The sequence below is a fragment of the Pedobacter sp. L105 genome, from assembly GCF_009765875.1.
In the GTDB taxonomy this organism is placed as follows: Bacteria; Bacteroidota; Bacteroidia; order Sphingobacteriales; family Sphingobacteriaceae; genus Pedobacter.
On sequence record NZ_LMUP01000003.1, the window covers coordinates 131,993 to 158,645 of the forward strand.

Consider the following 26,653-nt stretch of genomic DNA (forward strand, 5'->3'; position numbering starts at 1 on the left):
TAAGTTTAATTCGTTAATAGATTAGCTTATAACCTTGCCCTCTGATGTTAAGAATACAAACCGAGGGATCTTCTTTTAAATAACGGCGTAATTTAGTGATAAACACATCCAGACTACGACTGCTGAAGTAATCGTCATTACCCCATAAATTGATAAGTAGGTCTTTCCGAATGACGATCATATTCTTCTGTAAAATCAATAAATGAAGGATTTCGCTTTCGCGTGTGGTCAGCATCCGTGCCGAACCAAAACTTTTTAATACTCCCTTAGGGTACTGAAAGGTATATAACCCTAATTCTATCGTACTGCTATCCGTTGCTGATTTGAATATTGGTTTGTTTTTATGTAAGAGTGCTTTCATTCTGACAATCAACTCTTCCAGACTAAAAGGCTTTTTCAGGTAATCATTTCCGCCGCTTTCAAAACCTTCCACTACATCCCGGGGCAGTGATTTTGAGGTCAGAAAAATGATGGGGATCAATGTATCTACATTCCTGATCTGTCTGGCTAATTCAAATCCGCTGCCATCAGTCAGCATCACATCCAGTATAATCAGCTGCGGGTTATACTGATAATATTGAAGTTTGGCATCGGCCAGTGTATTTACATGTAATAATTCAAAACCGCGCGACTGTAAACTTTCCTGCACAATTTCAGCCAGTACCGGTTCATCTTCAACGAATAGGATCTTTGCGTTCATATCGGCCAGCCTAAGCTAAAAATACTTCCTTTACCATATTCACTTTCTATACTGCACCATCCGCTATGCCTTTCAATGATACTTTTCACGTAATTTAAACCAAGGCCATGTCCCTTTATCTGGTGCTGCTCATGATGAGGTACCCGGTAAAATTTTTCAAACACCAATGACAGGTCTTGCGCAGCTATTCCGATGCCATTGTCTTTAACTGAGATCACAAAAAAGGCGTTTTTTATGACACAATCCACCTCAATAGTCACTTCATCACCTGCATATTTAATGGCATTGTCGATAATATTACTGACCGCATGCTGAAAATAAAGCTGGTCGGCATTGAGCAACACTATTGTGGTGTGGTTGGCATAAGACCAGTTCACTACTTTGCCGGGAGCGGAGGCAAAATTGATTAGCATCGTTTTAACCGTGCTTTCTACGTCAAATAAAATGGGCCTGATTGTAAATTGCTGGTTTTCATAAATAGAGATATTCAATACCTTATCTACCAATGCAGATAACCTTTCCAGTTCGTTTTTACCATGCTGAAGATAACGGGAAGTTTTCTCCCTATCGTCCAAAACATCAAAGCCAATCAAAGCCTCAATGGCTGCCGATGCACCGGCTATCGGTGTTTTCAGTTCGTGGGTAATATTGCTGATAAAATCATTTTTAATGGCTGATAGACGTTTTTCTGCAAAAAGTAAACGAACTATCCAGAGCAGACTTAAAGCAACCACTACAATAATCAACAGCGAGCCGGCAAACATCAGTCCCATTCTTTCCAGAACATACGAAACCGGGTTGGTGAACATTGCCCGGACGTATTGCTGCTTGCTTCTTTGCTTAAAGGTGGGGTAAGATTTGGTGATAAAAGGAAATTTTGCCAGTAATTTAGGGCTAAACTGACTGCGGTTAAAAGTGCTGTCAGTTTCCCTGATATAAAATTTAAAGGGCACGTGAATATTCCTTTCATTGAGGTAATGCTTCAATACAGGTCGTAAACGGGTGGTGTCGAAATCATATCTGATTATACATTGATCAATATAGTCACCCAATTTCTGTGTACGGTAATAAACAATATGATGTTCCAGATCCTCACTGCGCATCGCAAAAGCCATGCGTTCTGCAATTTTTCTTTTAAAGATGGTATCCCCATTCATTAAGGGTTTATTAAGACGGCCGTCACTCATTGACGTGGATAAAATTTTATCATCAGGATGTATATCTCTGCTTGCAGTAGACAGATAGTATTGATAAACCCTGTGTTTCGGGTCATATTCCCCGTTAATTTTAAACGCCGTGGTATCCATCAGGTGAAGGGCAATCAAATGCTGTATGGTATCGCAGCGCAGGCTAAACTCTTTTTGGATGGCATCTTCAAAAGCCATGTTCACTTCCTTTTCAAAGGTGGCCTGGTTTACCTGGTAATAACTGCTGATCCAGTAAAATTGCAGCAGTAATACAATGACTATCGCCGCGGTACAGACCAACACAATAAACCGGGTGTTTTTGAGCATAACCAAATATAAACTTTAGGATTGGCATGAGGAATCCCGTTAACGTAATATAACCTTTATTAACCATAGGGATAACACATTTTGTTTAGGCTTATCAGCAATTTTGACGGGTAAAACCATTCAAGGTCATGAAAAAACTAATTACTTTTATTTTACTCGCTGCTGCCTGTTCTGCATCGGCACAGCAACTCATCAACACGGGAGATCAATTCCCTGCAATCAGTATTGGTCCTTTAATCAATGCTCCTGTCCATTCATTTTCTATCAGTGAAGATATGGGAAACCGGTTTTATATTTTAAATCTTTGGGGAACCTGGTGCACTCCCTGTATTCCCGAAATGGATGCCCTGGCCAAATTGCAGGATGTCAATCCAAATACTTTGCAAATTATAGCTATATCAGACGATTCGCCGGAAAGGCTGAAGAAATACCTGATCCAAAAGCCGTCAAAAATTTGGCTGGCCAGTGATACTTCGGACTTTTTTTATCATGCATTTGGTTTGGTAGGTGTGGGACAAAGTGCTATTATCAACAGTAAACATGAGGTTGTCGCTATGGTAAAAACAGATTCCATTAACCAGCAAATGATCACTGACCTGGTGAAAGGAAAAAAGATAAAATCAACCGCAAATCTTAAAGAACAGACTGTATCGGGTGGAAAAGACCTTTTTGGGGTGGATAGTACCATGACGGAAGACTTTACCTTACGGGGATATATGAAAGGGCAGCGAAGTGTGGGACAGACTTATCTTGATGCACCATATTTTGGTAGAAGGATCAGTTTTGTTAATTCCTGTATCACCACTTTTTATAAGGAAGCTTACCTGATCACCTCTTCCCAGCAGATCATTTACGAAATAAACGAAAAGGAGGCTTGTAATTTTGATGATAAAAGCTCCCTTTATTGTCTGGACCTGCTGGTGAAGCCGGAAGAGAAGGATAGCCTTTATCGTATCATGCAAAAGAAACTTCAGGTCATGCTGCCCGTAAAAGCAAGACTGACGGAAAAGTTAATGCCTGTATATGTTTTGAAACTCAATCCGGCAAAACAGCTGAGTATTCCTATATCGGCTTCACAAAAGTTAAGCTATGAATTTGGTGGAAGAGGTTTTAACGGAACGGGTGTTTCTGCAGCCGATTTTGCCACTATCTACCTGAGCAATGAATATGATTTGCCAGTAGTAGATGAAACCGGGCTGACCGGGCGTTATGATATTCATACGGTTGTAGACATAAGGAATTTAAAAAATATCACTCAATCAATAAGTGACCTGGGCTTTATGCTGGAGAAAGAAGAAAGAAAAATGAAGGTGCTAGTGTTGTATAAATAAACCGCCTAAAAAAGAAAGGGGAAATGATCTATGACCATTTCCCCTCATCTAATTAACGCTCTCATATACTAAAGCGTCAAAATGTAATGAATATTGTGCAGGCAGGTAATTATTTTTTATTTTTCTCTCAGCGCTAAAAATCCTGCTGCTGCAACCAGCAACAAACTGGCTGCAATATATTTTCGATGCGCTTTTGGCCTTCCTGGTAAGCCCCAGCCGCCATAAACGGAATTACCATAATCCACCGGCCCAAAAACATTACCATCAGATTTTGGCATGGTATCGGCATGGTTCAGGTAATAGCTGATTACTTTTGAGGTAATTCCGCGTGTTAAACCGGGAAACAGACTATAAGATACCCTTAAAAGTGAAGATAAACTTCCAACCATTACTTCCGGACGGGGTTTCTCTGCGAGTTTAACAATGGCCATCGCTACGCGCCTTGGGTCATAAACAGGAGGGGCAGGTTTTAGATATTTACCAGTGTAATTAGCGGCATGCTGAATACCAGGCGTATCCAGAAAAGCAGGGAAAACATCGCAAACGTGAATACCAGGCCGGTTGGATAACTCTGCTTTCAGCGCTGAAGAAAAACCGCGCAAGCCAAACTTACTGGCAGAATAGCCTACCCCGAAGGGTACGGGCAGGAAGCCACCTATGGAAATATTGTTGATCAGCACACCGTAATTTTGTTTTTTAAAATAGGGCAGTATAGCATGTGCACCATTCATGTAACCAATCAGGTTAGTCTCAATTACCTGCTGGTGGACTGCCATAGGGGTTTCTTCAAATTGTCCGGCGGCCAGTAAACCGGCATTATTTACCCATACGTCGATGCTGCCGCCAAAAACATGGGCTTCATTTGCCAGCTGCACCATGGCACTGGTTTCAGTGACATCGGTTACCACCACTTTAACTTTAGCACCCAGTGAGCGGCATTCGTCTGCTACTTCATTCAGGGCATTTATATTTCTGGAAGCCAGCACCAATTTAGGCTGCTGCAAGGCAAATTCTAAGGCAATTGCTTTTCCTGCTCCGCTGGAGGCTCCGGTTACGACTATAGTTTTATCTTTAAGCATAATACTAGGATTAGTTGTTTCCTAACCCCTAAGTCGGCTTTAATGTTTTGAAGAATTACCCTGATCGTTATTTACATTGTTTAAATAAAACCTACCGTCCTTTTTTGTTGTTAAACCAGATATCAATTGAATTACCATGGAAAACAACATTAAAGGAAAAGTAGTAATTATTACCGGTGCCAGCAGTGGTATCGGAGAAGCTGTAGCTAAACACCTGGCCTCATTAGGTGCCATATTAAGCCTTGGTGCACGCCGTAAGGAAAAATTGGACGAATTAGTTAAAGATATAAAAGCGGCGGGAGGCCAGGCGCAGGCTTTTGTGACCGACGTAACCAAACGCGAAGAGGTAGAAGCACTGGTTAAAAGTACTGTCAGCGCTTTTGGAAAGGTCGATGTTCTTTTTAACAATGCCGGATTAATGCCGCTTTCTAAACTGGAAGAGCTGCACCATGAAGAATGGGAGCAAATGATAGATACCAATTTAAAAGGAACATTATATGGTATTGGTGCAGTATTACCATTGTTTAAAGCACAGAAAGGCGGACATGTGATCAACGTATCATCTGTTGCAGGCCATAGGGTAGGACCAGGCGGAGCGGTATATTCGGCAACTAAATTTGCTGTAAGGGCTTTGTCGGAAGGATTTCGTCAGGAAGTTAAACCGTATAACATCCGTACTACGATTATTTCGCCGGGTGCCATCAAAACTGAATTACCCAATACGATCACAGATACTCAGATTAAAGAATCTATGAAAACTGTATTGGACAAAGCGATATCCCCGGAATCTATCGCACGTGGAGTGGCCTATGCGATTGAGCAGCCTGCAGATTACGATGTCAATGAGATTATTTTAAGACCAACATCACAGCCGTCTTAGCAAGTAATCTTTAAAGACACCTGTTCTTCTGATGCATTGCCGGGGAATTTTGACAATAATTGGGCATCGTTTCAGAAGGACAGGTTTTTTTACATATTATATCAAGCCCTCAAGCCGACTGATGTTCTTCATTATCGTTGCCCGATCTGCGGCTGAGCTGGCCAGGTGATGAGCTATCTCGAAATGTCTTATGGCTTTTGCCCGATCAAAATCAGTATACAAATGGCCCAGCAAAGAATAATAAAAGTGGTTGTCTGTAAGGTTTAACTTTTCGGCTTCCAGGATGGCCTCCCATTTTCCATTTGTTTTAGCGAGTGCGAAAGTCCTGTTTAACGCTGCAATTGGTGAATATTCCAGGAGGAGCAGGTTATTATATAGCTGCAAAATGTTTTCCCATTTTTGATGGCTATCTTCCTTTTGGGTATGCCAGTACGCAATACCTGCTTCCAGATGATATTTTGTAAGCTGGGTACCCGTTGCCGCTTTGCCTAAATAATAACCGCCTTTAACCATCAGCTCTTTGTTCCAAAGTGTTTCATCCTGGTCTTCGTACAAAATTGTTTCGCCACTTTCATTTACCCTGGCTTCAAATCTTGAAGCATGAAAACACATTAAGGCCATCAGTGCATTCACAGCAGGTTTATTCGTAGTGGGGTTTTCAGTCAGTAAATAAGTCAGCCGGATGGCTTCCGCACAAAGATCTTTACGCAGCACCGTATTTTGCGCAGTTGAATAATAACCTTCAGAAAACAATAAATATAGGGTCGTTAAAACAGTATCCAGTCTGTTATTGATCTCCTCCAAACCAGGCTGCTCTATTTTGATATGGGCTTCTTTCAGCTTTTGTTTCGCCCTGTTTATTCTTTTATAAACCACTTCTTTATTGGTTAAAAATGCATCGGCAATTTCCTGAATGCCAAAACCGCATAATAAATTGAGGGCGAGGGCTACTTGCGACTCGCTGGAAATAGCCGGATTACAAACTGTGAAGATCATGGCTAGCTGGCTGTCGGTTATGTTTTTAACCGATAGGTCGATCTCTATTTCCGCTGTAAGGTGACTATTGTATTGAATCTCCGCTGTTATTTTCTGCCCGAAAAGTGAATTGCGCTTTAAATAATTCCTGGTTTTATTCTTCGCCACCGTATAAAGCCAGGCTATAGGATTTTCAGGTAATCCTTTCTGGCCCCATAATTCGGTAGCAGAGAGAAAAGTATCACTGACAATATCTTCGGCAATCTCTATATGTTCAATGCCAAATAAATAACAAAGCACCGAAACTATCTTTTGATATTCCTGTCTGAATAAATTTGGTAAGAGTTCCCTTTCTTCCATGGCGTTTTTGAGAGCCTTTGCATCCGGCAAAGGCTCCGTTTCTATTAGTCTTTAAGCGAATTTGCCATCCTCACTTCTACATTTCCGCCCAGCTGTAAAATCGGGCAGCCTTGTGCAATGGATACGGCATCATCATAATCTTCTGCTTTAATGATGATCACACCGCCAATCGACTCCTTGATTTCGGCATAAGGCCCATTGATTACCTGTTTATTTTGTTGTACTACTTTTCCTTCGCCATCCCATCGCTGTAATGGTCTTGCCAGTTTATTTTGGGCCGCAATACCGCCAAACCAATTTTGCCAGTCCTTAATAGAATTTTGCAGCTCTTCAGACGATGGTTGTGCTTCTTTGCTGGTGAAATCCCTGCGAAAGATCAATAAGAAATCGTTCATTTTTCTATGGTTTAAATTTTGATTAGCCGAACTGGCCTACTTTATATGTTCCCGGTTCATTTGGAAAGGCAAGGTTAATGCGGTTCCAGGTATTGATGGTGGTAATCGCCAATGTCAAATCTATCATTTCTTCATCTGTAAACTGCTCTTTTACCTTATTGTAAATCGCATCAGGTACCTCACATTTGGTGAGGGCTTCAGCCCAGGCTAAGGCAGCCCTTTCACGGTCGCTGAAATAAGGTGTTTCGCGCCACGAACTGATACCATATAAACGCTGTTCTGTTTCTCCTGCAGCACGGGCATCTTTGGAATGCATATCCAGACAATAAGCACAGTTGTTGATTTGTGATACCCTGAAAAAAACAAGTTCCAGAATGGCGTCTTCAACTGGTGATTTCTTCAGATAACCTGTTATTCCGTAAAGAGGTTTTAAAGCGTTTTGTCCTTTAGCATAGACGTTGATTCTCTGTTCCATTTTATTAAATTTTGATTGTTAAAACCTAAAGACAATCTGATTTTCAGAATTGGACAAAATGAATAATATATTTTTATTTATAAAATTATCAGCGGTTACACAAAGATAAATATAGGCATCTAATGATAAATTTTACAGGTAATTCCTTATAAAGTGATAGTAATCCTGAGCAACAGACTATCTCCGCCTTATCATTATCAGGAACTTTGTTGCTGTAATTATATCATAAACAATTCAATACAAATAACATGAAAATTAAAAAAGTTTTTCTGACTGGCGCTAACGGTTATATAGGTGGGTCTATCGCACATTTACTGATAAAAAAAGGATATGAAGTATCGGGGCTGATCCGCCAGAAAGAACTTGCCGGACAGCTGGAAGTTCTTGGTATAAGGCCCGTGATAGGGACTATAGATGATCCTGAACTGATCAAAAGAGAAGCCGAAGCCGCAGATGCAGTGATCAATACGGCCACTGTGGTGGATGCCTTTTTTATCGATAATTTAATAGAAGCGTTAAAAGGAACAGGCAAAACCTTAATCCATACCTCGGGATCAAGCATTCTGGGTACAAAAGACCTGGGTGAGCGCACAGATTTTATTTATACAGAAGATTTTCCTTTACGGCCCAGGTTTGAAAAAGCACTGTGGGTGGAGATCAATAACCAGGTTTTATGGTCGGCCAGACAAGGGATACGTTCTATGGTGATTGTCCCTACGATGGTTTATGGCGAAGGACTGGGCTTACGTAAAGAAAGTATCCAGCTGCCTTTTTTATGGCGTTTGGCGGCAGAAAAAGGTGAAGGGGTATATGTTGAAAGAGGTGAAAATATATGGTCGAATGTTCATATCGCCGACCTGGCGGAATTATATATTCAGATGATGGAAAAAGCAGCTGCCGGTTCTTATTTTTATGCAGAGAATGGAGAGGCCAGCATGAAGGACATCGCTAAAGACATCAGTAAAAAGATGGGCAGGGGAGAACATACTTCTTCCATTTCCATTAACGAGGCAATTGCTTTTTTTAAAAATGCCGATGTTGTTCACTTTGGACTGGCTTCTAACAGCAGGTGCACGTCAGATAAAGCACGTAAACTATTGGATTGGCAGCCGCGCTACACGTCAATTTTTGAACATATCCATGGCCTTGTTCCTAAAGGGGCAAGAGATTTGGGCTTTTAGGTTTACATAAACGGTAATCAAATGAACACTAACCATAAAGACATCCCTACATTAACTACACAGACGTACAAAGAGAATTACTTTAAGCGCAGTGCCGATAATGCTGCGATTTACAATTCGTTAAATACCAAAACCGGACATTTCGAAATACACCGCAGGGATGATTACCGTTACCAGTGTAAAGAGGTGATCCCTTCCAACCGGCTTGATTTTTTTATGGTCAATTTAGTGACCGGCGGGGAAGGGATCAAAACCTTTGGTGCCAAAGAGTATTATGTGAAAAGAGGGATGCTTTGCTTTGAATCGCCGGGTAAAATCACCTCCTGGCAGGCCAAGGCCGATCGTCATGAAGGTTACTTCTGTGTGTTCCATGCTGATTTTTTTCAGCAGTCGTCGCAGGTTTCAGAACTGCTGAACAGCTACCCGTTCTTTCAGCTGGATGGATGTTCTGCTTTACAGCTGGACGAAGAGGAAACGGAATACTTTAACGGTTTGTTTAAAGAAATGGAAAAAGAATATGAGTCGGACGATCTGTATAAAGCTGATGTGATCAGGGCATTTCTTACCATTATCCTTAAAAAAGCCCAGCGTCTGCATATTTCTGGTAACTATCAGGCGGCACTTGTAAACAGCAATGCAGGGCTTCGCCTCACCAAGGCTTTTACGCAGCTTTTTGAAAAGGATTTTGAAAGTGTTAAACGCAATCAGCAGGCATCGCTGAAAAACCTGAGCTGTTACGCTGGTTTACTAAATGTATCCAAAAACCACCTTATCAACACCGTAAAATCTGTTTCAGGAAAACCACCGGGTTTATTGATCCATGAACGTATGGTGAGAGAGGTTGCCCAGCTCCTGGTACATACAGAATTGAGCATCGCCGAGATCTGTTACCTGTTTAATTTTGAAAATCCATCTTATTTTACCCGATTTTTTAAACGGTATATGGATAGTACTCCATCACAATACCGGGAAAAAGAAAAGCTGGTTAAGATGAGTTGAATTAAGTGAAAAGGCGCATGGGGGCAGCGGAGATCATTCCATGACTTTACTCTATAGATTATTTATGAACAATTACCGCTTTAATTAAGAGCGCATTTGTGCGTAGCATTTTAGTGAAAAGCTTAAGTTTGCCCATATCGGAACGAAATACATCTGCACGTAGACGATCATTTTCAGACACATTAGTAATGTATGTTTCTGAAGGTTCGCTAAAAATGTTATTAACTTTCTTTTTCATATTGCTTCACGCATTTTATGCACTGGAATTTACGCATCATATCTGGATTTTCAATAATATTCAATCCTTCTAAAGGATAGGTTTTTTTTAAGATGACAGATAATTCTTGTTTAAGACTGATTATTTTTATTAGATGACTCTTTCTAATCAGCATATTAATTATATCAGAAGTTTTTTTTCTGGTAGGCCAGTAAAAAAGGCTTATGTATTTGGTATATATGCATGAGATGAAAATAGTGATATAGATATTCTGGTTGAATTGGATCATATGAAACCTATCGGAATGAAATTCTTTTCCTATCAGATTCGAAATAAAAAAGTGGGTCTAGTTAGCTATGAGGGACTGTCTAAATATGTTAAACCTTCTATTGATAAGGATAAGGTTTTAATATATGAAAGGTAGATTAGATGTTAAATTAAAAGAATAATTCTTTAAAAAAGTGCTTTAGGTATAAATACTTATCTTTAGAAATGAGTATTTTCACGCTTGTGAAAATTTTATTATTCTCTTTTTTTGTAATGAACGATCAATATTTTTTATTAACCTCTTAAAATCATGTTTCATGCCCATATTAAGACCAAATTCCATACTTAATATTCCAGCTAAATATATTCAGATCAGAATTAGAAATTACAGCGACACCGAACATGGTAGCTGTAGTATTACCACAGAAATGGAAAGTCAGGATTACTCTTTTAAGCCCGACCAGATTAGGATTATCAAACTTCAGCGTGGGGATGTACGGTTTGAAAATACTGGCAGAACAGAGTTAAGCATAAGATACAGTAAAAAGCCTTTTTTAAGAATATTAAAGGATCTCATTTTCCCATCCCACATATTTCACTTTTTTTGGATAAAGGTTAAAATTAATTAATAGGTTTTAAAATTAATATTAAAGAAAAATAAGTTCTTTATTATGCTTTTTTATGGATGATTATTCCTATCTTAGTAATGTGATAGTTGATCGGTTATGATCGATTACTCAGTTTAATAATTGATTTTTAATCAAAAAAACTTTGTTTAAGTGGACGTAGGAATCTGATTGCACACAAAGTTATGGAGATTGAAAGCACTTTTTCTATCTTTCCGATAGCGATATGGCCGTTCTCTGTAGTGTGTGCAACGGGAATTTATTCCTCCCTTCCTACGGGGTACTACTTATGCATGCGGAGAGCGGCCATATTTCATACCGCTCTTTCTAAAGTTTTTCTTGCTTAAGGATCTTAAAATTTAAAGCAATGAAGAAACTGTATCTAAAAGAATCCGTCTTTATTTTTTTCGCTATTGTGATCAGTCAGATGGCTACAAATTGCTTCGTAATTTCATCAATTCAACATCAATGTGGGTTTAGTAAATTTTTCAGCTTTCAAGTCAAAGCCAAGCCTCCAGGCTAATTCTCTTTCTGTAAAATCTAATTCATAGACAACATTTACAATAGGGATTTTATCCCAATGGCATCGCCATGTCTAAATTTTAATAAAATCATCATCAGTGTAGGAATTAAACTGATGGTCAATTTAATCATTTTTAAAAAAATCACCATGGAAGATCAAAAATCATGTTCATGTAAAAGAACTGAAATCGAGCAATACTATATGGATTTATTGAAACAACTCAATTTTTCCATTCGTCTCTCAGAGCAAGAGAAAGCTGGGCAGGTGCTTTTTCTGCTAAAGCAATGGGGAAATGAACTGAATGAATGTTACAGACTTTGCTGATCATTCAAAACCGTGTTATGATTTTGAGTTAAGTTTGTTTAATACCACTTATAGTCCACGCATAGTCCACTCATTCACTATGAATTTAATTAAATTAGTACTAGATGAGTGGACAATGCGTGGACTATGCGTGGAATATAATAGATCGATTACATAACACCTCCGGATCAAACTATTAGTGATTTGGGAAGTCTCTGTTTCCTCCTAAACAGAATAATATTTGGTAAATCTGAAGAGGTTCCAGAAGTGATCAGAAAAAAAGGAATGCTAAATTGTCGGAAATTATCGGAAATTACCGGAAATTATCGGAAAAAATCAGGTGTTCAGCTTGTTAGCTATTGTTTTTTATTTTCTTGTAATTTATATTTAAAGAAAAAGATAAAATTATGGCAAAAAAAGATGGAAAATTTATACGTGGCGCAATAGGTGATCTCGTATATAGGGTGGTTAATGAAAAACAATCTGTTTATCCGAAACCAGACCCGAAAAAATTGAAACAAACAGACAACACAAAAAGGGCAGCTGAAGTTTTTGCAAGAGCAGGATTAATTGGCCGTTACCTCAGGGTATCTTTAGCTAACCAGATCAATAGTTATGCAGACTATAAGATGAAGAACCGGTTACTGGCAACCCTACGACAATGTTTAAAGGGTTCGCCTAATGAAACAACTGGGATTTTCAATTTTAAAGAAGACAGTTTTACCAGCTTAGAGGGCTTTGAGTTTAATGAGGATTCCAAACTCTCTAAATTGCTCTCTAATAGGTCAACAACCACTTTAAATGAAGGCATATTGACTGTTACCATTCCTGAAAATAAGATAGGAAGTGAATTGAAATTTCCGGGTAATACCTTTTATTGCAAAGTACTGGTAAACGTATCCCTTTGCCGGCTGGAGGATGGTTATATGGAGAAAGAGGCTGAAAGTCAGCTGATCACAATAGCTAGGGATGAAGACTTACTAGAACAGCAAACGTTTAGTTTTAACGTGCCAGACGGCTGTTTATGCATTGTTAGTACATTTCTTCAATATGCTAACTATGCAAAAAATAATCCATCGGTGATTAATCATAAAACGTTTAATCCCGGACAGATCAGCAAAGCATTGATCACACCGGGTGTTTATCAGGATAACGACGACAGTAGCTGGGAAAAAATGGAGGCGAAGCCAAAACGCAAGTAAAAGGTTTCTTGATCTATATGGTACAGGCTAGCCGAAATTTAAATTTATAGGTAATCAATCTAAATCATAACATATGGCAACAACAAAAAATGGGCTCCTCCGCGGACTTAGCGGTAAGGTAGGGCCGATAGTAGTCTGTAAAGGCAAGGATAAATCAATCGTAAAAATTCTTCCTAAAAAAACAACAAAAGCACCGAAACTGCCGCAACTTAGTCAGCGTGCTATTTTTAAAATGGTGAAACAGTTTATAGATCAAACTCAGCAGGTCATGCGGATCGGGTACTATGATTATTTGCACACAGAAAGACCTCTGAATGCTGCAACTGCTTATCATTTAAAAAATGCGGTTATAGGTGTTTATCCGGATTTCACCATGGATGCGGTTAAAATTAAGGTCAGCAGGGATCAGGGTGGTTTGAAACAGGAATTTAATGCTACAGTTTCGATAGATGCAGGTGATATCCTGAAAGTAAGCTGGGATTTTGCAACAATTTATAACCCTTTTGAAATGCTGAAGCGAAAACTTGACCAGGCGGTATTGCTGATCTTTGATGAAACAAAGCAACTTACTTCTAGCCGTATTGGCGAGGTAACCAGGGCTGCAGGAAAACTTGAAGTGAGCTTGCCAAAAGCGTTTCAAGGAGATCAATTGCATTGTTATTTCTTTTTTGCTGCTGAGGATGGCAAAGTTTCAAACACTCAGTATCTGGGAGTGATCAGTAATTATACACCAAGTATGATATAATATAAAAGCCCTCTTTACGTCATAAAAGAGGGCTTTTGCAGAATGACGTTGTAATTGATTAAGGTTTAGGTTCTAATTTAATCGTATACTCATTTGGAGTGATCCTATTAACAGCACCGGTTAACAAATCGATACCCCAGGCGATGGGATTCATTAAGTTTTGCTACTTCGCTGTAATTTATTAGAACTATCAATTGAAACATAGTAATTATTAATGTAAAATAACTTACAACAGTTAAGGGTTATGGAGAAATTATATCGAAATAATTTCTTGCCATTTGGCAAGATAACTGGCGTAATTACTTAAGATCTTTACTGATGTAATCACAATTAAACATGAATAAAGAAATTATGGACACTCAAAAAAAGGTAGACCTGACTACTCCGACAACAAAAATACTGGCCATTGGCCGATGGACAGAAAAAGGGATGATTCAGAGCGATAGGCTTCCTGTTATGGTAAAAGAAGTACCTGCTACAGTGCGTTTATACTTAACTGGTAAAATTGAAATGTGGTACGTTAAACCGGACTTAAATGGCGTGGTATTTATCATGAACCTTACCGACCCGGAAGAAGCGCACCAGCTGCTGGAAAAACTTCCTTTAGGCGTAGCAAAAATGATGGAATTTGATTTTATTCCGCTTGGCCCAATCAGTCCGCTTCGCTTCCTTCTGGATGATGAACCAGCAGCCTGATCAAAAGTCGTGACAACTGAAGTGTTTTTGTAAAAATAATTGAAGGATTATTGAAATTTAGCTGTAATTCTTCAATTACTTTTATCCCGCCCGGGACACAATTTATGCGGCAGGTGCTGTATTCCCGAACGACTAAGGATGTATCAAACAATATCCTGCTTTTTAAGTTATTAAAGCAGAATAAACATTAATCAGGCAGTTAAATCAGTATATTGGATTAAAGATATCCGGACTGCATTAATCAAGTTAATTTAAAGAATGATATCATGGAACACAAAGAAAATAATAGAACTACCTATTTGGAAGAATTGAGCGGAAGCGACTATGAAATTGCGGATGATCAGCCAGATATTAGCGGCTGGAGAATCGCAGATAGCAGTGGCAGTGAAATAGGGGAAGTTAAAGACCTGATCTTTGACAGTAATGCAGGTAAAGTACGTTATCTGATCAGTAGTATTGATGTAGATGCAGACAGGGACGGTGATAAGGAAACCAGAGTGGTGCTTATTCCGATTGGTGTTGTATCCTTTGATGAAAAAAAAGATGAAGTGATCCTGCCGGCTGTTTATACTTATCGTTTAGGAACGCTACCTGAATATGAAAGTGGTAAGATAATTTCCCCGGTAGAAGAACTGGCTATACGTTATGCATTTCTTGGAAAAGATTCACTTCCTCATGCAGACAGCGTTGTCTATGAAAGCCACCCTGATGATTTTTATGATCATGACCATTTTAATGATAATCACTTTACACGCAGTTAGTCGCAGTTGCGTGGTCAACCCAAAGCATGGAAATTAAACTCAGACAGGAAAAACAGGTAGATCATTCTGCCGTTGCTGAAGCCATTATAGCTTCTTATAAAGATGTTGGATATAGCAACCACAGGGAACAACTGATGGTTGAAAGATTAAGAAATTCGGATTCTTTTGTTCCTGAATTATCAATTGTCGCTGAAAATGAACACCAGGAGATTGTGGGTCATATTATGTTGACTAAAATGCACATACAAAACAAGGGTATCGACTATAGTGCATTGACCTTAGCACCACTTTCTATTATACCATCTTATCAAAATAAAGGTATTGGTTCCAAATTAGTGATGGAAAGCCATCGGATTGCTGCGGATCTGGGTTTTAAATTCATTGCCATTTTAGGTATCCCAAATTATTATCCAAAATTTGGATATGAACTGACTAGTCGATATGATATTAGCTTACCCATTAAAATTGCTAAATCAAATTCTTTGATCATTTCCTTAATTGATCATGATTTCTCTGAGATCATTGGGGGCACGATTAAGTATTCCGATGAATTTTTTGAAAAAGATCAAATGGAGACATCATAACATAAAAAGTCTCTATCATTATAAATCCCCAAAATTTAAATAATTTTGGGGATTTATAATGATAGGAGGATATTAATACCTGGTCAGCGGTTGAAATTTCCGTAATTAATCTTTCTTATTTTTTGTCCACACGTTATTCGATGGATTAAAATCTGGCAATACATTGTCGGGGTCATAAGTAACAGACTCAATTTCTTCTGTGGATGGATATTTGAATCTCCAGCTTACATTACGCTCCCAGATTTCTGCCGGTAATTTAATACGGTCGGTTTTTCCGCTTTTGGTTTTAACTTCCAGGATGACAGGCATAGCCATTTTTTCCAGGTTATCCAGAACAATGATAGCTCCTTTGGAAGGATCATTATCTACGTATTTTACCTCGCGAACGGAAACGTCCAGTCGCCAGTTGTTCACAAACCAGCCTCTCCAGAACCATTGCAGGCTTTCGCCAGCGGCATTTTCCATGGTACGGAAAAAGTCATCCGGTGTAGGGTGTTTAAATGCCCATCTGTTAATATAAGTAGTAAAGGCAAAATCAAAACGCTCAGGGCCTAAGATCTGTTCACGCAATAGTACCAGTCCTGCGCTTGGTTTGCTGTATAATAGTGTACCGTTATTTTTCTCTTTTAAATTCTCAGGATTACTCAGGATAGGTTCCAAAGTTGGCAGGGTGAAATTATCACCAATCTTATGCATATCCCTTGGCAGGGTGCTTTTATATTCACCATTGTTAAAGTTTGCGGTAGACAGGGTATTGATAAACGTGTTAAACCCTTCGTCCATCCATCCGTACAAACGCTCGTTAGATCCAACGATCATTGGGAACCAGGTATGGCCAAATTCATGGTCATTTACGCCCCATAAACCACGTCCGCCGGCTTTAGCGCCGCAGAATACAATACCAGGATATTCCATTCCTCCAGGTGTTCCGGCAACTGCCGTCGCATTAGGATAAGGGAACTCAAACCATTTGGCAGAGTTGTATTCAATTGATTTTTTCACAAACTCTGTTGAACGTCCCCAGGCAGTGATCCCATCGCTTTCTACCGGATAGGCAGAAATTGCCATTGATTTCTTTCCGCTTGGAAGGTCCATCTTAGCAGCATCTATAATAAATGCGGAGGAAGCACCCCAAGAGGCATCACGTGCATTTTTGATGATAAAATGCCAGGTCAGTTCAGTTTTTCCGGCAGGGCGTGACTGAGCGTCTGTTACTTCTGCAGCAGAACGGATAACCACCGTTTTTTCACTCTGTGCAGCCTGTGCCCATCGTTTTTGCTGTTCAGCAGTATATACTTCCGAAGGGTTTTGCAGATCTCCGGAACATACCACGATGTCTTTTGAAGGAGCAGTGATTTTAATATCGAAATCACCATATTCTAAGTAAAATTCACTTGGTCCGGTATATGGCAAAGTATTCCATCCGCTAATATCATCAAATACGCACATCCGCGGATACCATTGTGCAATGGTAAATATCTTTCCGTTTTTAGTTTGCATGATACCCATCCGGTCTGATCCGTAATCAGGAGAGATAAAGGAATACTCAATTTTCAGTTTTAATACACCACCGCCAGCAGTTACTTCTTTAGGTAAGAATACCTGCATACGGGTGTCGTTGATCATGAATTTAACATCAGTAGCAGTAGTTCCTTTTGGACCGCTTAATAATTTGACAGATTTGATCTTGTAACCTGCATCAAATATTTGTCCGTGGCCGGCATTACGACTGCCTACTAAAGGTACAATGGCGCTTCCCCTTGAATCTTGCTTAAACAAGTTCTGGTCGAGTTGCATCCATATAAAACCTAGTTTCAGCGGGCTGTTATTGGTATAGGTTAGAATTTCGGTACCCGTTATTTCATTGGTTTCGTCATTTAACTTCGCTGCCAATTGATAATCGGTGCGATTTTGCCAGTACTTAGGTCCGGGTTCACCCGTTGCGGCCCTGTATTCTGTACCATTTTTACTATAGAAAAATGGGGCAAATGCATCATGGTAATCATATTTTGTAGGCGGAGCATTTGGATCTGGTGGTTCTACGGGGCGCCGTGAAGCAGCAGGAGGGGGAGTGCTTGTAGCCGGAGGTGTAGTGACTTGTGCGGAAACTACATTTATACCTGCCAGAAGAACCAGTGAAAGGCTGTAAAGTAAGTTTATCTTCATGGAAATAATTTTAAATATGTCTGTTTCACAATTATACTATAAAAATAAACAGGAAGAATGTGCGTAAATATATTGTTACGGTTATTTCTGGTGTAAATTATAATCACACAACGCGTTAAATGATTAAAATTGAGGTGAAATGTTCGAACGAATCCTTGTTTATTTAAAATTGATGGATTTTGATATTAATAATATAGAATTATTCTGATTTCTATTCAAATTCTTGAGGAGATTAAGGCTAGTGTTAGTTGTTCGCTTTTGAATATGAACAATCCGTTTCGAGCAGCGAAGTCAAATGCTGTGGATGCGTTGAAATATGAATAAAAATAAGCCATAACATCAGGTTGAAGTTATGGCTTATTCATTCTTAACAAAATCTCTATGGGTTCATTTTACTAAAATAGTCGCCAATGGTTTCATTATTTGCTGCTGCCCTTGTTTCACTTGTCCCAAACGTCAATTCAGTTTTACCCTCTTTCAGTTGTTTAAATATGGATTCAACAAAATCGCTTACAGAAGGATGTTCATTGTGAATACCTTTTCCGCCAAGGTCTGTGTTCAATGCTGGGGGGATAATTTCAATCACTTCAATACCTGTTGATTTCAATTGATGTCTTAGTGACAGTGTGAATGAACGCATAAATGCTTTTGTACCACAATACACAGGGACTTTTGAAAATGGCACAAAGGCTAAGCCAGAGGTAACATTCATAATCGTATCTAACGATTTTAAGTTCAAAAACAGTTTTGTTAAATGAATTGGAGCGGTAATATTGGTTGCAATTTCCTCAGACGACTTTTCATAAAAATCATCATCTGAGACATTCATCCAATTTTGAATGCCCGCATTATTCATTAATACATTCAGGTCGGGATGATTCTCTTCTACCCAGTTGAATAGTTCAGTGCGTTCTTCTTCATCAGAAAGGTCGCATACCTTAGTGATTACAGCAGGAAATTTAGCTGCAACTTCTTTGAGCACAGACTCTCTTCTTCCGCAAATGATCACGGTATTGTTTTCCCTGATAAATCTTTCTGTTAATCCCAGGCCGATACCACTTGCTCCTCCGGTAATTAGAATTTTATTGTTTGCTGTTTTCATGAGTTTATGTTGGTGTAAACGGATTATTTACATTTATAGTTAGTGAATTTAAATGTATATGCTATTCCTGCAAAATGTGTGCTAACTAATGATTTTGCTTTTTTTTTCCTGTCAGTTCGGTTGGGGTAATCCCGAATAATTTTTTGAAGGCAACGGAGAAGTGCGACAGGCTTTCGAAGCCCAGGTCGAGATAAATCTCGGTTGGTTTTTTATTCTTTTTCTGCATCAGGAAATAAGCATCCTGTAAACGTTTGTTTACCAGCCAGTGACTCGGAGTTTTTTTAAATATGATTTTAAAATCCCGCTTAAAAGCCGATAAACTGCGTCCGGTTAAATAAGCGAACCGCTCAATGCGTACATTGAATTTATAATTGCGGTTCATAAACTCTTCCAGGTTAATTTTTTCGGGACTGGCATAATCAAAGAGTATACCAGCAAGTTCCGGCTGATTTTTCAAGAGGATAATCAGCAATTCTTCATATTTTATATCGGCAAATGCCTCATCAATATTTCCTGAATGATCTGAGTAAGGTTCCAGCGAACGAATGAAATCAGGTATTAATGCTGTAGGGTTTATCCTAATAAAAGTATCTGCTGAATTGGATTTCGCTGCCGTCAATTGGTGTTTTTCCTGAAAATTCCTGATGAACTTTTCTTCAAAACAGAAAATAACCTTTTCAAATTCGGCAGCACCTTTCTCACTTTCGTATCTCGCCAGACTATTTTTACGTACCAGGCAGTATTCGCCCGCTTTGAAAATATGGCTTTTGTTGCCATCATAACAGCGCAACGATCCTTTTGTCACATAAACAAATACATGATCAGGGATAAATTGTTCCTGCGCAATTTCAGGCTCACTTAAACAATTCTTTGCTGCGTTCGCGTTCATTTTACAATTCCGAGTTTGATCATACTTTCCATTGAAGCCAGAATAGCCCCTTCATTATTTGTAACTGGTGTCCAGCCTAAAACTTCCTTCGCCTTTGCATTGCTCACGTTTCGGCTGATTTTTATAAAGGAAACGGCCTGTTTTGCCAGCGGGTTAAATAAGGCCGCGATTTTAAGCACCCAGTTAGGGAATGTTTTTTCAGCGACTTTTTTTGACACAGCGGGCATTTTATTTTTCAGCAAGATAGCAATTTCAGGTAAGGATATCTGACCGTCTGCCGATGCGATAAAGCGTTGCCCTTTAGCGTCAGGATTCGTCATTGCGCGAATATGCAGATCGGCTACGTCCCGGATATCAACAACATTCAAAGGGATATTGGGGACAGCCTTCATGGTACCGTCCAATAAATGTTTCAGGAGCCCAAGGCTAGGGGATGTGGAAGGGCCCAGTGATGGCCCGAAAATAGCAACAGGATTGATGGCTGCCAATTCTAAACTGCCGCCTTCTTTGCTCATGAACTCCCAGGCTGCACGTTCTGCCAATCCTTTTGATTTTTCATAAGCAGACAAACCTTTTTCATTCGGATCTGTCCAGTCTGCCTCTGTTGTTAGCCTGTTCGGGTTTTTGTTGCTAAAACCCAGGGCACCAAAACTGGAAGTCAGGACTACGCGTTTTACACCTGCATTGCGGGCAGCTTTTAAAACACGGAGCACGCCGTCTACCGCAGGACGGATCATCTCATTTTCATCTTTGGGTGTTAAAGAATGCGTTGGTGATGCAACATGGAGAACATAATTACAATTTTTCATAACTTCATCCCAATGATCATCTTTTATCAGATCTGCTTCCATAAAAACAAGATTGTCAAAGACAGTAATGCCGCCTGTTTTAAGCATTTCAATCACTTCACTTTTTTTGCTGATGGAGCGGAGCGTAGTTTTTACGCTGTACCCTTTTTGCAATAATTGAAGGATACAATGAACGCCTACAGCTCCTGATCCTCCCGTAACTAAAACTGTTTCTGAATTTTCCATTGTCTGAATTTTATGGTACAAAATTGCTCATAATAATCCCGGTAAGTTTTCCTGAGAAGTCCAAAATAGCTTTATTGAGAAGTCCAGATGAAGGTAGGATGGGGACAAAAACGAGTTAATGATATCGTATTGTTAAAGCTTATACATCTTTCGTATGTTTGAAGGGCTATATATAAGATTCATCATGGCAACAGATCAACTCATCGCTTATTTTAATACCTACATTCCGCTCAGGGAAAGTGAAAGAAGTGAATTAAATAGCCGGGTAGTTGAAAGGAAAATCAAACGCAGGCAATTTATTTTGCAGGAAAATGATATTTGTAAACACTACACATTTGTTGTTTCCGGCTGTTTTAAATTATATGGGGTTGATAAAAATGGTACAGAGCATAACCTTCAGTTTGCTTCCGAAAATGAATGGATTACAGATATCAGCAGCTTTCATTCAGGAAAGGAAAGCCGCCTTTACATTGAAGCTATTGAACCGTCGATAATCTTACAGATAGAAAAAATAAACCTGATCTATCTTTACCATCATCATCCGAAATTTGACAGGATTTTTAGAGTGATGATTGAAAATAAATTTGAGGAACTTCAAAACAGGGTCTTGCAGAATATCAGCTCGACGGCAGAGGAGCGATACCTGGCATTTCTAGCGCAATATCCAACCCTGGCAAATCGGCTGCCTAATACGCAGATTGCTTCTTACCTGGGGATTACACCTGAGTTTCTGAGCAAGCTAAGAAGGATTATCGTTAAAAAGTAAATGATCCTTAACCTAAGTTAAGCCCATTTCTTAACCTTGTTTAAGGGCTGTTTCATTTGATTGTAGGTTCCTTTGTCCTGTACTCAAAACAACGTACAATGGAAATGGATACAACAACAGAAAAATCGGCTATAGAAAAGTTAATCTTTTCTTTCAGCGAAGCCTTCAATGCATCAGATATATTAAAAGCGATGTCATTTTATGCAACCGATGCCATACTGATGCCCAATAATGGGCCACTGGCAAAAGGATACGAGGCCATAAAAGCCACCTATGAAATGCTTTCTAAGAACTTTGAAATCAATATTGAATACTTTATTGACGAAGTGAATGTAAATGGGGATTACGCTTATGTCAGGACAAATTCAAAAGTAAGTACGCTTATAAGAGCCAGTGGACAAACCATTTCGTTAAAAAATAAAGAAATGTTTGTACTGCATAAAGACACGCATTGGAAGATATCGCATTACATCTTTAATAATACCCATCAGGAATAAAGGAATAATTGTTTCTTGTGTTAATTTTTATAAAGGTCATAGAGCTGTTTTTGTAATTCAGCTCTTTGTCTTATTAAATCATTTAAATTTTCCCTTTTAGTAACGTTATTAAGTTGTCAAAGGTAAAGGGCCATTAATTAAAAGATCGCCTGAATTCCAAAGGAGAGTAAGTAGTTTTTGTCTTGAATAATTTACTAAAAGATTGGGAATGTTCAAAGCCCAGTTCGTATGCCACTTCACTTACAGACAAGCTGGTGGTGGACAATTTTTCTTTTGCTTTTTCAATTAGCTTGTGATGTATGTGCTGCTGGGCATTTTGCCCGGCCAGGGAACGAAGCATATCACTTAAATATCTTGGTGACATATTCAGCTTGTCGGAAAGGTATTGAACTGTAGGAACCCCTTCGGTTAAAGGCTTTTCATCTGTAAAATAGGCTTCTAATATTTCTTCAAGCTGCTGTAGCAAGTTGTGGTTTACTGCTTTGCGGGTAAGGAACTGACGCTTGTAAAAACGATTGCTGTAATTTAATAATAATTCAATCTGTGAAATAACAACATCCTGACTGAAATCATCTATTCTGCTTTTTAATTCTTCATCAATTATTTTAAAAATTGAAAGGATAGTTGTCTTTTCATGATCAGACAGATGTAAAGCTTCATTTGTGGCATAGGAAAAGAAGCCATAAGTGGTAATTTTCTTTGCCAGCGGATAGGTCAGGAAAAAATCCGGATGGATATGCAATACATACCCTGAACTCCCATTTTCCCGAGGGGTTTCAAACAATTGGTTCGGTGCTGAAAATATCAGTCCGCCTTCACCAAAATCATAATAATTTTGACCGTATTTTGCCTGGTTACAGGCATTTGTTTTATAAGCGATTTGGTAAAAACCGAGTATAAATGAATCGGGTAGTTCATCAGCATCAATTTTTATGTCGTTGATCTCTCTTAAACTGATCAGCGGATGCAAAGGTTTTGCTAACCCGAACAGACGGTTAAAATCAGTTAACGATTCAAATTTACGATAGCTATTCTCTTCTTTTTTCATTTCGAAAACTTTATACAATGATAACCGATATATTGATATATCAGTTATCATTTATCTATTACTTTAATGTTCCCTGTGCTGAGCTGGAAACTTCCTGCCATGCCTCCCAGGTTTCCAGTCTATCAGTATATGCAGCTCGCACCCATGCTAAATTGTGACTGCCAAGGTTAAATCTCAATGGCGGATTTTCTGTATCAACGATTTTAAAGATGGCTTCTGGCGTTGCATTCGGATCACCTCTTTCCATGCCTTGCATGCCTTCAAAAACCTGTTTTTTAAAATCTGCATAAACATCCAGGCCTGCTGCAAACTTCGCAGACAAAGGACTGCCAAATTCAGTTGCATAGGCACCGGGTTCTATGATCGTTACTTTGATACCAAAGGCTTTGACCTCTAAGGCCAGGCTTTCATGGATCGACTCGAATGCCCATTTCGTAGAACAATAATAGCCAACTACTGGTAATGTCACATGTCCAACGCCACTCGATGTACCCAGAATATGACCATAGCCTTGCTTTCTCAGCAATGGCAAAACCGCCTGAATGACAGTAATTGCACCAAAAACGTTGGTTTCATATTGAGCCCGGATGTCTTCGGTACTGGATTCCTCAATCGTTCCTACCAGTGTATAACCTGCGTTATTAGCGATGATATCCAACCTTCCAAAGTGGGAATGAGCTTGTTCCACGGCTGTTTTTACCTGATCGGGCTTGGTTACATCCATCTCTAAAGTAAGCACGTTCTCGCCATATTTTTCTTTCAGGCCTGCAATGCTTCCCAGCGTGCGGGCTGTAGCCGCGACTTTATCACCACGGTTAAGTGCTGCTTCGGCCCATACACGTCCAAAACCACGTGATGCACCTGTAATGAACCAAACTTTATCTGAAGTGCCAGAGGATTGCGCTAAAGCCGAAGTTTCATTTTGATCTGCCATAATATTATATTTTAAATGATTAACAATACAAAAGTCAGTATATGCTATCCGTGAGATGTAGCCGTATTGATGATTTTTGTAGCCATAATGGCGAAGCGGGTTAACTAAAATTTTACCATCAGCGAATGATGATCACCTTTACAGGCTGCTGCAAAATATATCGCAACCGTCTTATGTGAGAGAGAATCGTGATAAAACGCTGGCGCCTTCCGCGAACAATACCGTAAATAGTCCTATCAATACAACGATATATCTATTTCTGTTTATTTGAAAAAGTGGTTCTTTGTAGCATTCAATAATGTATTACAAGGATATGTTTGTTGTAAAAAAAACTCTACATCGTATACTATGAATTTAAGAAACAGCACCTTCCGTGTTCTACGGAATCGTAATTATGCTTTATTCTTTGCCATTCGCCCTGACCTCAGACTTGGGCTCCATCATGCCCATTTCTGCCCAGTATTACCATAATACAAGTAGAGATGAACCTCGCATGAGAGGCCGGGTAATGAGTGTCAGGCGCCCCGCTCACGGTGCTTTGTCAAAGCATTACCACTCTGTTTATCGCCGCAATGTTCTTTAATTTATTACCCTTTGTAAAACCTTATCAAGGTCATAAAGAGATGGTAAAGCAAGTGCCTCCATTGCAAAATAGATAATTATTAATCAACTAAAAAAATGGAACAAACTCAAAATACTGCGCTATTGGTCATTGATATGCAGGAAGAAATTCTAGCGACGATGCCAGATGAAACTTCAGTAATTATAGAAAATACAGGAAAAGCAATAACAAGTGCCCGGTATTATAACATTCCCGTTATTTATGTGGTGGCTGGTAAAACTCATCCTGCAACCAGGAATATAGATGAGTCTATGAAAGTTCATCCTGATTTATTACCCGGAAATGAGGAGGTGACAGTAATGAGAAGGCGCGTGAGTGCTTTCACCGGCACTGATTTAGAGATTATATTAAGATCATTCAACATTCGGAATATTGTGCTCACTGGAATTTCTACCAGTGGGGCGATACTGTCAACTTTATGCGAGGCGGCCGACAAAGGTTACGGCCTAACTGTATTGCTGGATTGCTGCGCCGACCCCGACAAGGAGGTTCACCGCATATTTATGAGCAAATTATTTCCCTGTCAGGCAGAAGTTGTGACGGTTGATGAGTGGTTTAACTGGTGGTAACCTCTGGAACCTTAGAATTTGACGTTTATTTATGAGAGAACTGGTTCCTGATCCGGCTTAAAGTTTCTCTTGATACACCCAGGTAGGAGGCGATCATATGCAAGGGAACGCGGTAAAAGATATCAGGAAAAGAGGTCATAAAATTCTGATATTTTTCTTCAGCGGTAGAACTGATATTTGTCATTATCCTGTTTTGGCTGGCATCAAAACTCCTTGCCTTCAGAACTTCTATATAGTTTTTTAATCTGGGTATAGTGGTTAGTAAATCATCGAAAGCCGGCTTGTCTATCAGGATAACTTCACAGTTTTCCAGCGCGTCGATGTTGCTTTTTGAAGGATTGCCAGTATTATAACTTTCACGATCACTGATCCACCAATTTTCAACGCCAAAACGTAGTATGTGTTCAGCCCCGTCTTCGCCAACTCTGTACAAGCGAAGGCAACCTTTTACGATAAAACAGTTATAATGGCAAACATCACCTTCCTGAAGGAGATACTGTCTTTTCCTTATCTTTTTTTCAATGCTAACGGCACGCACCGCGTCAATTTCGCCATCGGTTAAATCCGCTTTTTGCTTTAAGTATATTTCGAAGGCTTCAAACATAGATAAAACAAATCTATCTAAAATCGTCTCTTTTACAGTTTCTAAATTAAAAAATGGAATCCGGGTGACCGACAATTTATTGCAATTTTTGCGATCAGCAATGAAGCTCTCCTTTATCAGACTTGCGAAACCTATGCGCATGCTTGTGTGAAGGCTATCGTGATAAAAGTCACGGGTATTTTGCTTTAAATGTCCTTGTTCCAGGCGAATTGTTCTCCTAACCTTTGTAGAGTTCTCATGAGTGAGATTTTAAATAAGAAATATATGTCAAAGACGATTTTAATAACCGGAACAAGTTCCGGATTCGGAAAACTAATGGCTTTAGATCTGGCCAAAAAAGGAAACAGGGTAATTGCTGCTATGCGCAATATAACTACTAAAAATGCTGATATAGCAAAGGAATTGGGTGTTATACCTAATATCGAAGTGGTTGAAATGGATGTGACCAGCACCGCCTCGGTAAACGCTGCTGTCGAAACAACAGTCAAAAAATACGGGCAGATTGATGTATTGGTCAATAATGCGGGAATAACCGGATTTGGATTATTCGAAGCAACTTCTATCGAACAAATGAAAAATATTTTTGAAGTGAACGTTTGGGGTTCTGTA

27 protein-coding genes are annotated in these 26,653 nt (G+C 39.2%); 13 read left to right on the forward strand and 14 right to left on the reverse strand.

All coding sequences use genetic code 11. The features are described from left to right. Positions 1-13: 13 nt before the first annotated feature. Together GSQ84_RS05010 and GSQ84_RS05015 are read right to left on the reverse strand one after the other, a co-directional pair. Positions 14-700 carry a response regulator transcription factor gene (locus GSQ84_RS05010; RefSeq protein WP_158796172.1) on the reverse strand — a complete coding sequence of 229 codons (687 nt, stop codon included), beginning with the start codon at positions 698-700 and terminating at the stop codon, positions 14-16. Beyond that, positions 697-2,214 carry a cell wall metabolism sensor histidine kinase WalK gene (locus GSQ84_RS05015; RefSeq protein WP_158796173.1) on the reverse strand — a complete coding sequence of 506 codons (1,518 nt, stop codon included), beginning with the start codon at positions 2,212-2,214 and terminating at the stop codon, positions 697-699. The genes GSQ84_RS05010 and GSQ84_RS05015 overlap by 4 nt, the downstream gene beginning before the upstream one ends. Positions 2,215-2,342: 128 nt before the next feature. On the opposite strand from GSQ84_RS05015, the gene GSQ84_RS05020 reads away from it, so the two are divergent. Next, a complete protein-coding gene (locus GSQ84_RS05020; RefSeq protein WP_158796174.1) occupies positions 2,343-3,545 on the forward strand; it encodes a redoxin family protein in 1,203 nt (400 codons plus the stop codon). Positions 3,546-3,661: 116 nt separating this feature from the next. On the opposite strand, the gene GSQ84_RS05025 is transcribed toward GSQ84_RS05020, so the two are convergent. Beyond that, positions 3,662-4,624 carry an SDR family oxidoreductase gene (locus tag GSQ84_RS05025; RefSeq protein ID WP_158796175.1) on the reverse strand — a complete coding sequence of 321 codons (963 nt, stop codon included), beginning with the start codon at positions 4,622-4,624 and terminating at the stop codon, positions 3,662-3,664. Between the two features lie 136 nt (positions 4,625-4,760). Between GSQ84_RS05025 and GSQ84_RS05030 the strand changes: the two genes are divergently transcribed. Next, positions 4,761-5,504 (forward strand): SDR family oxidoreductase, encoded by a 744-nt coding sequence (locus GSQ84_RS05030; RefSeq protein ID WP_158796176.1) that lies wholly within the window; start codon positions 4,761-4,763, stop codon positions 5,502-5,504. Between the two features lie 96 nt (positions 5,505-5,600). On the opposite strand, the gene GSQ84_RS05035 is transcribed toward GSQ84_RS05030, so the two are convergent. Genes GSQ84_RS05035 through GSQ84_RS05045 form a run of 3 tightly spaced genes read right to left on the reverse strand, consistent with a single transcriptional unit; the run spans position 5,601 to position 7,709 of the window. Then, positions 5,601-6,839, reverse strand: coding sequence for an RNA polymerase sigma factor (locus GSQ84_RS05035; protein ID WP_158796177.1), 1,239 nt, complete (start codon positions 6,837-6,839; stop codon positions 5,601-5,603). 44 nt (positions 6,840-6,883) lie between these two features. Then, a complete protein-coding gene (locus GSQ84_RS05040) occupies positions 6,884-7,234 on the reverse strand; it encodes a YciI family protein (protein ID WP_158796178.1) in 351 nt (116 codons plus the stop codon). A gap of 22 nt (positions 7,235-7,256) precedes the next feature. Next, on the reverse strand, positions 7,257-7,709 hold the full coding sequence (locus tag GSQ84_RS05045) for a carboxymuconolactone decarboxylase family protein (RefSeq protein WP_158796179.1): 453 nt from the start codon (positions 7,707-7,709) through the stop codon (positions 7,257-7,259). A gap of 248 nt (positions 7,710-7,957) precedes the next feature. On the opposite strand from GSQ84_RS05045, the gene GSQ84_RS05050 reads away from it, so the two are divergent. After that, positions 7,958-8,890 (forward strand): NAD-dependent epimerase/dehydratase family protein, encoded by a 933-nt coding sequence (locus GSQ84_RS05050; RefSeq protein ID WP_216848874.1) that lies wholly within the window; start codon positions 7,958-7,960, stop codon positions 8,888-8,890. A 21-nt stretch (positions 8,891-8,911) separates the two neighbouring features. Then, positions 8,912-9,889 (forward strand): AraC family transcriptional regulator, encoded by a 978-nt coding sequence (locus tag GSQ84_RS05055; RefSeq protein WP_158796180.1) that lies wholly within the window; start codon positions 8,912-8,914, stop codon positions 9,887-9,889. A gap of 58 nt (positions 9,890-9,947) precedes the next feature. On the opposite strand, the gene GSQ84_RS27855 is transcribed toward GSQ84_RS05055, so the two are convergent. Then, on the reverse strand, positions 9,948-10,127 hold the full coding sequence (locus tag GSQ84_RS27855) for a hypothetical protein (RefSeq protein ID WP_216848875.1): 180 nt from the start codon (positions 10,125-10,127) through the stop codon (positions 9,948-9,950). 2,105 nt (positions 10,128-12,232) lie between these two features. Between GSQ84_RS27855 and GSQ84_RS05060 the strand changes: the two genes are divergently transcribed. The 5 genes from GSQ84_RS05060 (at position 12,233) to GSQ84_RS05080 (ending at position 15,813) form a co-directional block, all read left to right on the forward strand. Further along, entirely contained in the window at positions 12,233-13,027 is a 795-nt protein-coding gene (locus tag GSQ84_RS05060; RefSeq protein WP_158796181.1) for a hypothetical protein, read from the forward strand. Positions 13,028-13,100: 73 nt separating this feature from the next. Next, positions 13,101-13,772 carry a DUF6266 family protein gene (locus GSQ84_RS05065; protein WP_158796182.1) on the forward strand — a complete coding sequence of 224 codons (672 nt, stop codon included), beginning with the start codon at positions 13,101-13,103 and terminating at the stop codon, positions 13,770-13,772. A 336-nt stretch (positions 13,773-14,108) separates the two neighbouring features. Further along, entirely contained in the window at positions 14,109-14,468 is a 360-nt protein-coding gene (locus tag GSQ84_RS05070; protein ID WP_216848876.1) for a hypothetical protein, read from the forward strand. A 266-nt stretch (positions 14,469-14,734) separates the two neighbouring features. After that, the gene (locus GSQ84_RS05075) at positions 14,735-15,229 is read left to right on the forward strand and encodes a PRC-barrel domain-containing protein (RefSeq protein WP_158796183.1); all 495 of its coding nucleotides are present in this window, start codon (positions 14,735-14,737) and stop codon (positions 15,227-15,229) included. A 26-nt stretch (positions 15,230-15,255) separates the two neighbouring features. After that, positions 15,256-15,813 carry a GNAT family N-acetyltransferase gene (locus GSQ84_RS05080; protein WP_158796184.1) on the forward strand — a complete coding sequence of 186 codons (558 nt, stop codon included), beginning with the start codon at positions 15,256-15,258 and terminating at the stop codon, positions 15,811-15,813. A 105-nt stretch (positions 15,814-15,918) separates the two neighbouring features. Here the strand turns inward: GSQ84_RS05080 and GSQ84_RS05085 are convergent, their stop codons facing one another. The 4 genes from GSQ84_RS05085 to GSQ84_RS05100 form a co-directional block, all read right to left on the reverse strand. Continuing rightward, positions 15,919-17,979, reverse strand: a complete 2,061-nt coding sequence (locus GSQ84_RS05085; protein WP_158796185.1) for a M1 family metallopeptidase — start codon at positions 17,977-17,979, stop codon at positions 15,919-15,921. Between the two features lie 379 nt (positions 17,980-18,358). Beyond that, positions 18,359-19,081, reverse strand: coding sequence for an SDR family oxidoreductase (locus GSQ84_RS05090; protein WP_158796186.1), 723 nt, complete (start codon positions 19,079-19,081; stop codon positions 18,359-18,361). Positions 19,082-19,166: 85 nt separating this feature from the next. Beyond that, complete coding sequence (locus GSQ84_RS05095; RefSeq protein WP_158796187.1) at positions 19,167-19,970, reverse strand: AraC family transcriptional regulator; 804 nt, start codon at positions 19,968-19,970, stop codon at positions 19,167-19,169. Beyond that, on the reverse strand, positions 19,967-21,004 hold the full coding sequence (locus GSQ84_RS05100; RefSeq protein ID WP_158796188.1) for an aldehyde reductase: 1,038 nt from the start codon (positions 21,002-21,004) through the stop codon (positions 19,967-19,969). Before GSQ84_RS05100 ends, GSQ84_RS05095 begins: the two co-directional genes overlap by 4 nt. Positions 21,005-21,188: 184 nt before the next feature. On the opposite strand from GSQ84_RS05100, the gene GSQ84_RS05105 reads away from it, so the two are divergent. Both GSQ84_RS05105 and GSQ84_RS05110 read left to right on the forward strand, forming a co-directional pair. Continuing rightward, complete coding sequence (locus tag GSQ84_RS05105) at positions 21,189-21,770, forward strand: Crp/Fnr family transcriptional regulator (RefSeq protein ID WP_158796189.1); 582 nt, start codon at positions 21,189-21,191, stop codon at positions 21,768-21,770. A 98-nt stretch (positions 21,771-21,868) separates the two neighbouring features. Continuing rightward, entirely contained in the window at positions 21,869-22,267 is a 399-nt protein-coding gene (locus tag GSQ84_RS05110; protein ID WP_158796190.1) for a nuclear transport factor 2 family protein, read from the forward strand. Between the two features lie 133 nt (positions 22,268-22,400). On the opposite strand, the gene GSQ84_RS05115 is transcribed toward GSQ84_RS05110, so the two are convergent. Then, positions 22,401-23,315 (reverse strand): AraC family transcriptional regulator, encoded by a 915-nt coding sequence (locus GSQ84_RS05115; RefSeq protein WP_158796191.1) that lies wholly within the window; start codon positions 23,313-23,315, stop codon positions 22,401-22,403. 58 nt (positions 23,316-23,373) lie between these two features. Further along, positions 23,374-24,249: an SDR family NAD(P)-dependent oxidoreductase gene (locus GSQ84_RS05120; protein ID WP_158796192.1), complete on the reverse strand. Its 876-nt coding sequence runs from the start codon at positions 24,247-24,249 to the stop codon at positions 23,374-23,376. Positions 24,250-24,927: 678 nt separating this feature from the next. Here GSQ84_RS05120 and GSQ84_RS05125 point away from each other — a divergent pair. Next, positions 24,928-25,440 (forward strand): cysteine hydrolase family protein, encoded by a 513-nt coding sequence (locus GSQ84_RS05125; protein ID WP_158796193.1) that lies wholly within the window; start codon positions 24,928-24,930, stop codon positions 25,438-25,440. 25 nt (positions 25,441-25,465) lie between these two features. On the opposite strand, the gene GSQ84_RS05130 is transcribed toward GSQ84_RS05125, so the two are convergent. Then, positions 25,466-26,044 carry a Crp/Fnr family transcriptional regulator gene (locus GSQ84_RS05130; protein ID WP_158796194.1) on the reverse strand — a complete coding sequence of 193 codons (579 nt, stop codon included), beginning with the start codon at positions 26,042-26,044 and terminating at the stop codon, positions 25,466-25,468. A gap of 264 nt (positions 26,045-26,308) precedes the next feature. Here GSQ84_RS05130 and GSQ84_RS05135 point away from each other — a divergent pair. Further along, on the forward strand, positions 26,309-26,653 hold a 345-nt coding region (locus GSQ84_RS05135), incomplete at its 3' end, for an SDR family NAD(P)-dependent oxidoreductase (RefSeq protein WP_158796195.1).

Excerpts from the sequence above, each read along its gene's own strand:
- GSQ84_RS05025 (WP_158796175.1), bottom strand. The coding sequence starts at position 4,624 with ATGCTTAAAGATAAAACTATAGTCGTAACCGGAGCCTCCAGCGGAGCA.
- GSQ84_RS05035 (WP_158796177.1), bottom strand. The coding sequence starts at position 6,839 with ATGGAAGAAAGGGAACTCTTACCAAATTTATTCAGACAGGAATATCAA.
- GSQ84_RS05085 (WP_158796185.1), bottom strand. The coding sequence starts at position 17,979 with ATGAAGATAAACTTACTTTACAGCCTTTCACTGGTTCTTCTGGCAGGT.
- GSQ84_RS05075 (WP_158796183.1), top strand. The coding sequence starts at position 14,735 with ATGGAACACAAAGAAAATAATAGAACTACCTATTTGGAAGAATTGAGC.
- GSQ84_RS05110 (WP_158796190.1), top strand. The coding sequence starts at position 21,869 with ATGGAAATGGATACAACAACAGAAAAATCGGCTATAGAAAAGTTAATC.
- GSQ84_RS05045 (WP_158796179.1), bottom strand. The coding sequence starts at position 7,709 with ATGGAACAGAGAATCAACGTCTATGCTAAAGGACAAAACGCTTTAAAA.
- GSQ84_RS05030 (WP_158796176.1), top strand. The coding sequence starts at position 4,761 with ATGGAAAACAACATTAAAGGAAAAGTAGTAATTATTACCGGTGCCAGC.
- GSQ84_RS05080 (WP_158796184.1), top strand. The coding sequence starts at position 15,256 with ATGGAAATTAAACTCAGACAGGAAAAACAGGTAGATCATTCTGCCGTT.
- GSQ84_RS05050 (WP_216848874.1), top strand. The coding sequence starts at position 7,958 with ATGAAAATTAAAAAAGTTTTTCTGACTGGCGCTAACGGTTATATAGGT.
- GSQ84_RS05090 (WP_158796186.1), bottom strand. The coding sequence starts at position 19,081 with ATGAAAACAGCAAACAATAAAATTCTAATTACCGGAGGAGCAAGTGGT.
- GSQ84_RS05065 (WP_158796182.1), top strand. The coding sequence starts at position 13,101 with ATGGCAACAACAAAAAATGGGCTCCTCCGCGGACTTAGCGGTAAGGTA.
- GSQ84_RS27855 (WP_216848875.1), bottom strand. The coding sequence starts at position 10,127 with ATGAAAAAGAAAGTTAATAACATTTTTAGCGAACCTTCAGAAACATAC.
- GSQ84_RS05020 (WP_158796174.1), top strand. The coding sequence starts at position 2,343 with ATGAAAAAACTAATTACTTTTATTTTACTCGCTGCTGCCTGTTCTGCA.
- GSQ84_RS05060 (WP_158796181.1), top strand. The coding sequence starts at position 12,233 with ATGGCAAAAAAAGATGGAAAATTTATACGTGGCGCAATAGGTGATCTC.
- GSQ84_RS05070 (WP_216848876.1), top strand. The coding sequence starts at position 14,109 with ATGAATAAAGAAATTATGGACACTCAAAAAAAGGTAGACCTGACTACT.
- GSQ84_RS05100 (WP_158796188.1), bottom strand. The coding sequence starts at position 21,004 with ATGGAAAATTCAGAAACAGTTTTAGTTACGGGAGGATCAGGAGCTGTA.
- GSQ84_RS05115 (WP_158796191.1), bottom strand. The coding sequence starts at position 23,315 with ATGAAAAAAGAAGAGAATAGCTATCGTAAATTTGAATCGTTAACTGAT.
- GSQ84_RS05095 (WP_158796187.1), bottom strand. The coding sequence starts at position 19,970 with ATGAACGCGAACGCAGCAAAGAATTGTTTAAGTGAGCCTGAAATTGCG.
- GSQ84_RS05055 (WP_158796180.1), top strand. The coding sequence starts at position 8,912 with ATGAACACTAACCATAAAGACATCCCTACATTAACTACACAGACGTAC.
- GSQ84_RS05130 (WP_158796194.1), bottom strand. The coding sequence starts at position 26,044 with ATGTTTGAAGCCTTCGAAATATACTTAAAGCAAAAAGCGGATTTAACC.
- GSQ84_RS05120 (WP_158796192.1), bottom strand. The coding sequence starts at position 24,249 with ATGGCAGATCAAAATGAAACTTCGGCTTTAGCGCAATCCTCTGGCACT.
- GSQ84_RS05010 (WP_158796172.1), bottom strand. The coding sequence starts at position 700 with ATGAACGCAAAGATCCTATTCGTTGAAGATGAACCGGTACTGGCTGAA.
- GSQ84_RS05015 (WP_158796173.1), bottom strand. The coding sequence starts at position 2,214 with ATGCTCAAAAACACCCGGTTTATTGTGTTGGTCTGTACCGCGGCGATA.
- GSQ84_RS05105 (WP_158796189.1), top strand. The coding sequence starts at position 21,189 with ATGGCAACAGATCAACTCATCGCTTATTTTAATACCTACATTCCGCTC.
- GSQ84_RS05040 (WP_158796178.1), bottom strand. The coding sequence starts at position 7,234 with ATGAACGATTTCTTATTGATCTTTCGCAGGGATTTCACCAGCAAAGAA.
- GSQ84_RS05125 (WP_158796193.1), top strand. The coding sequence starts at position 24,928 with ATGGAACAAACTCAAAATACTGCGCTATTGGTCATTGATATGCAGGAA.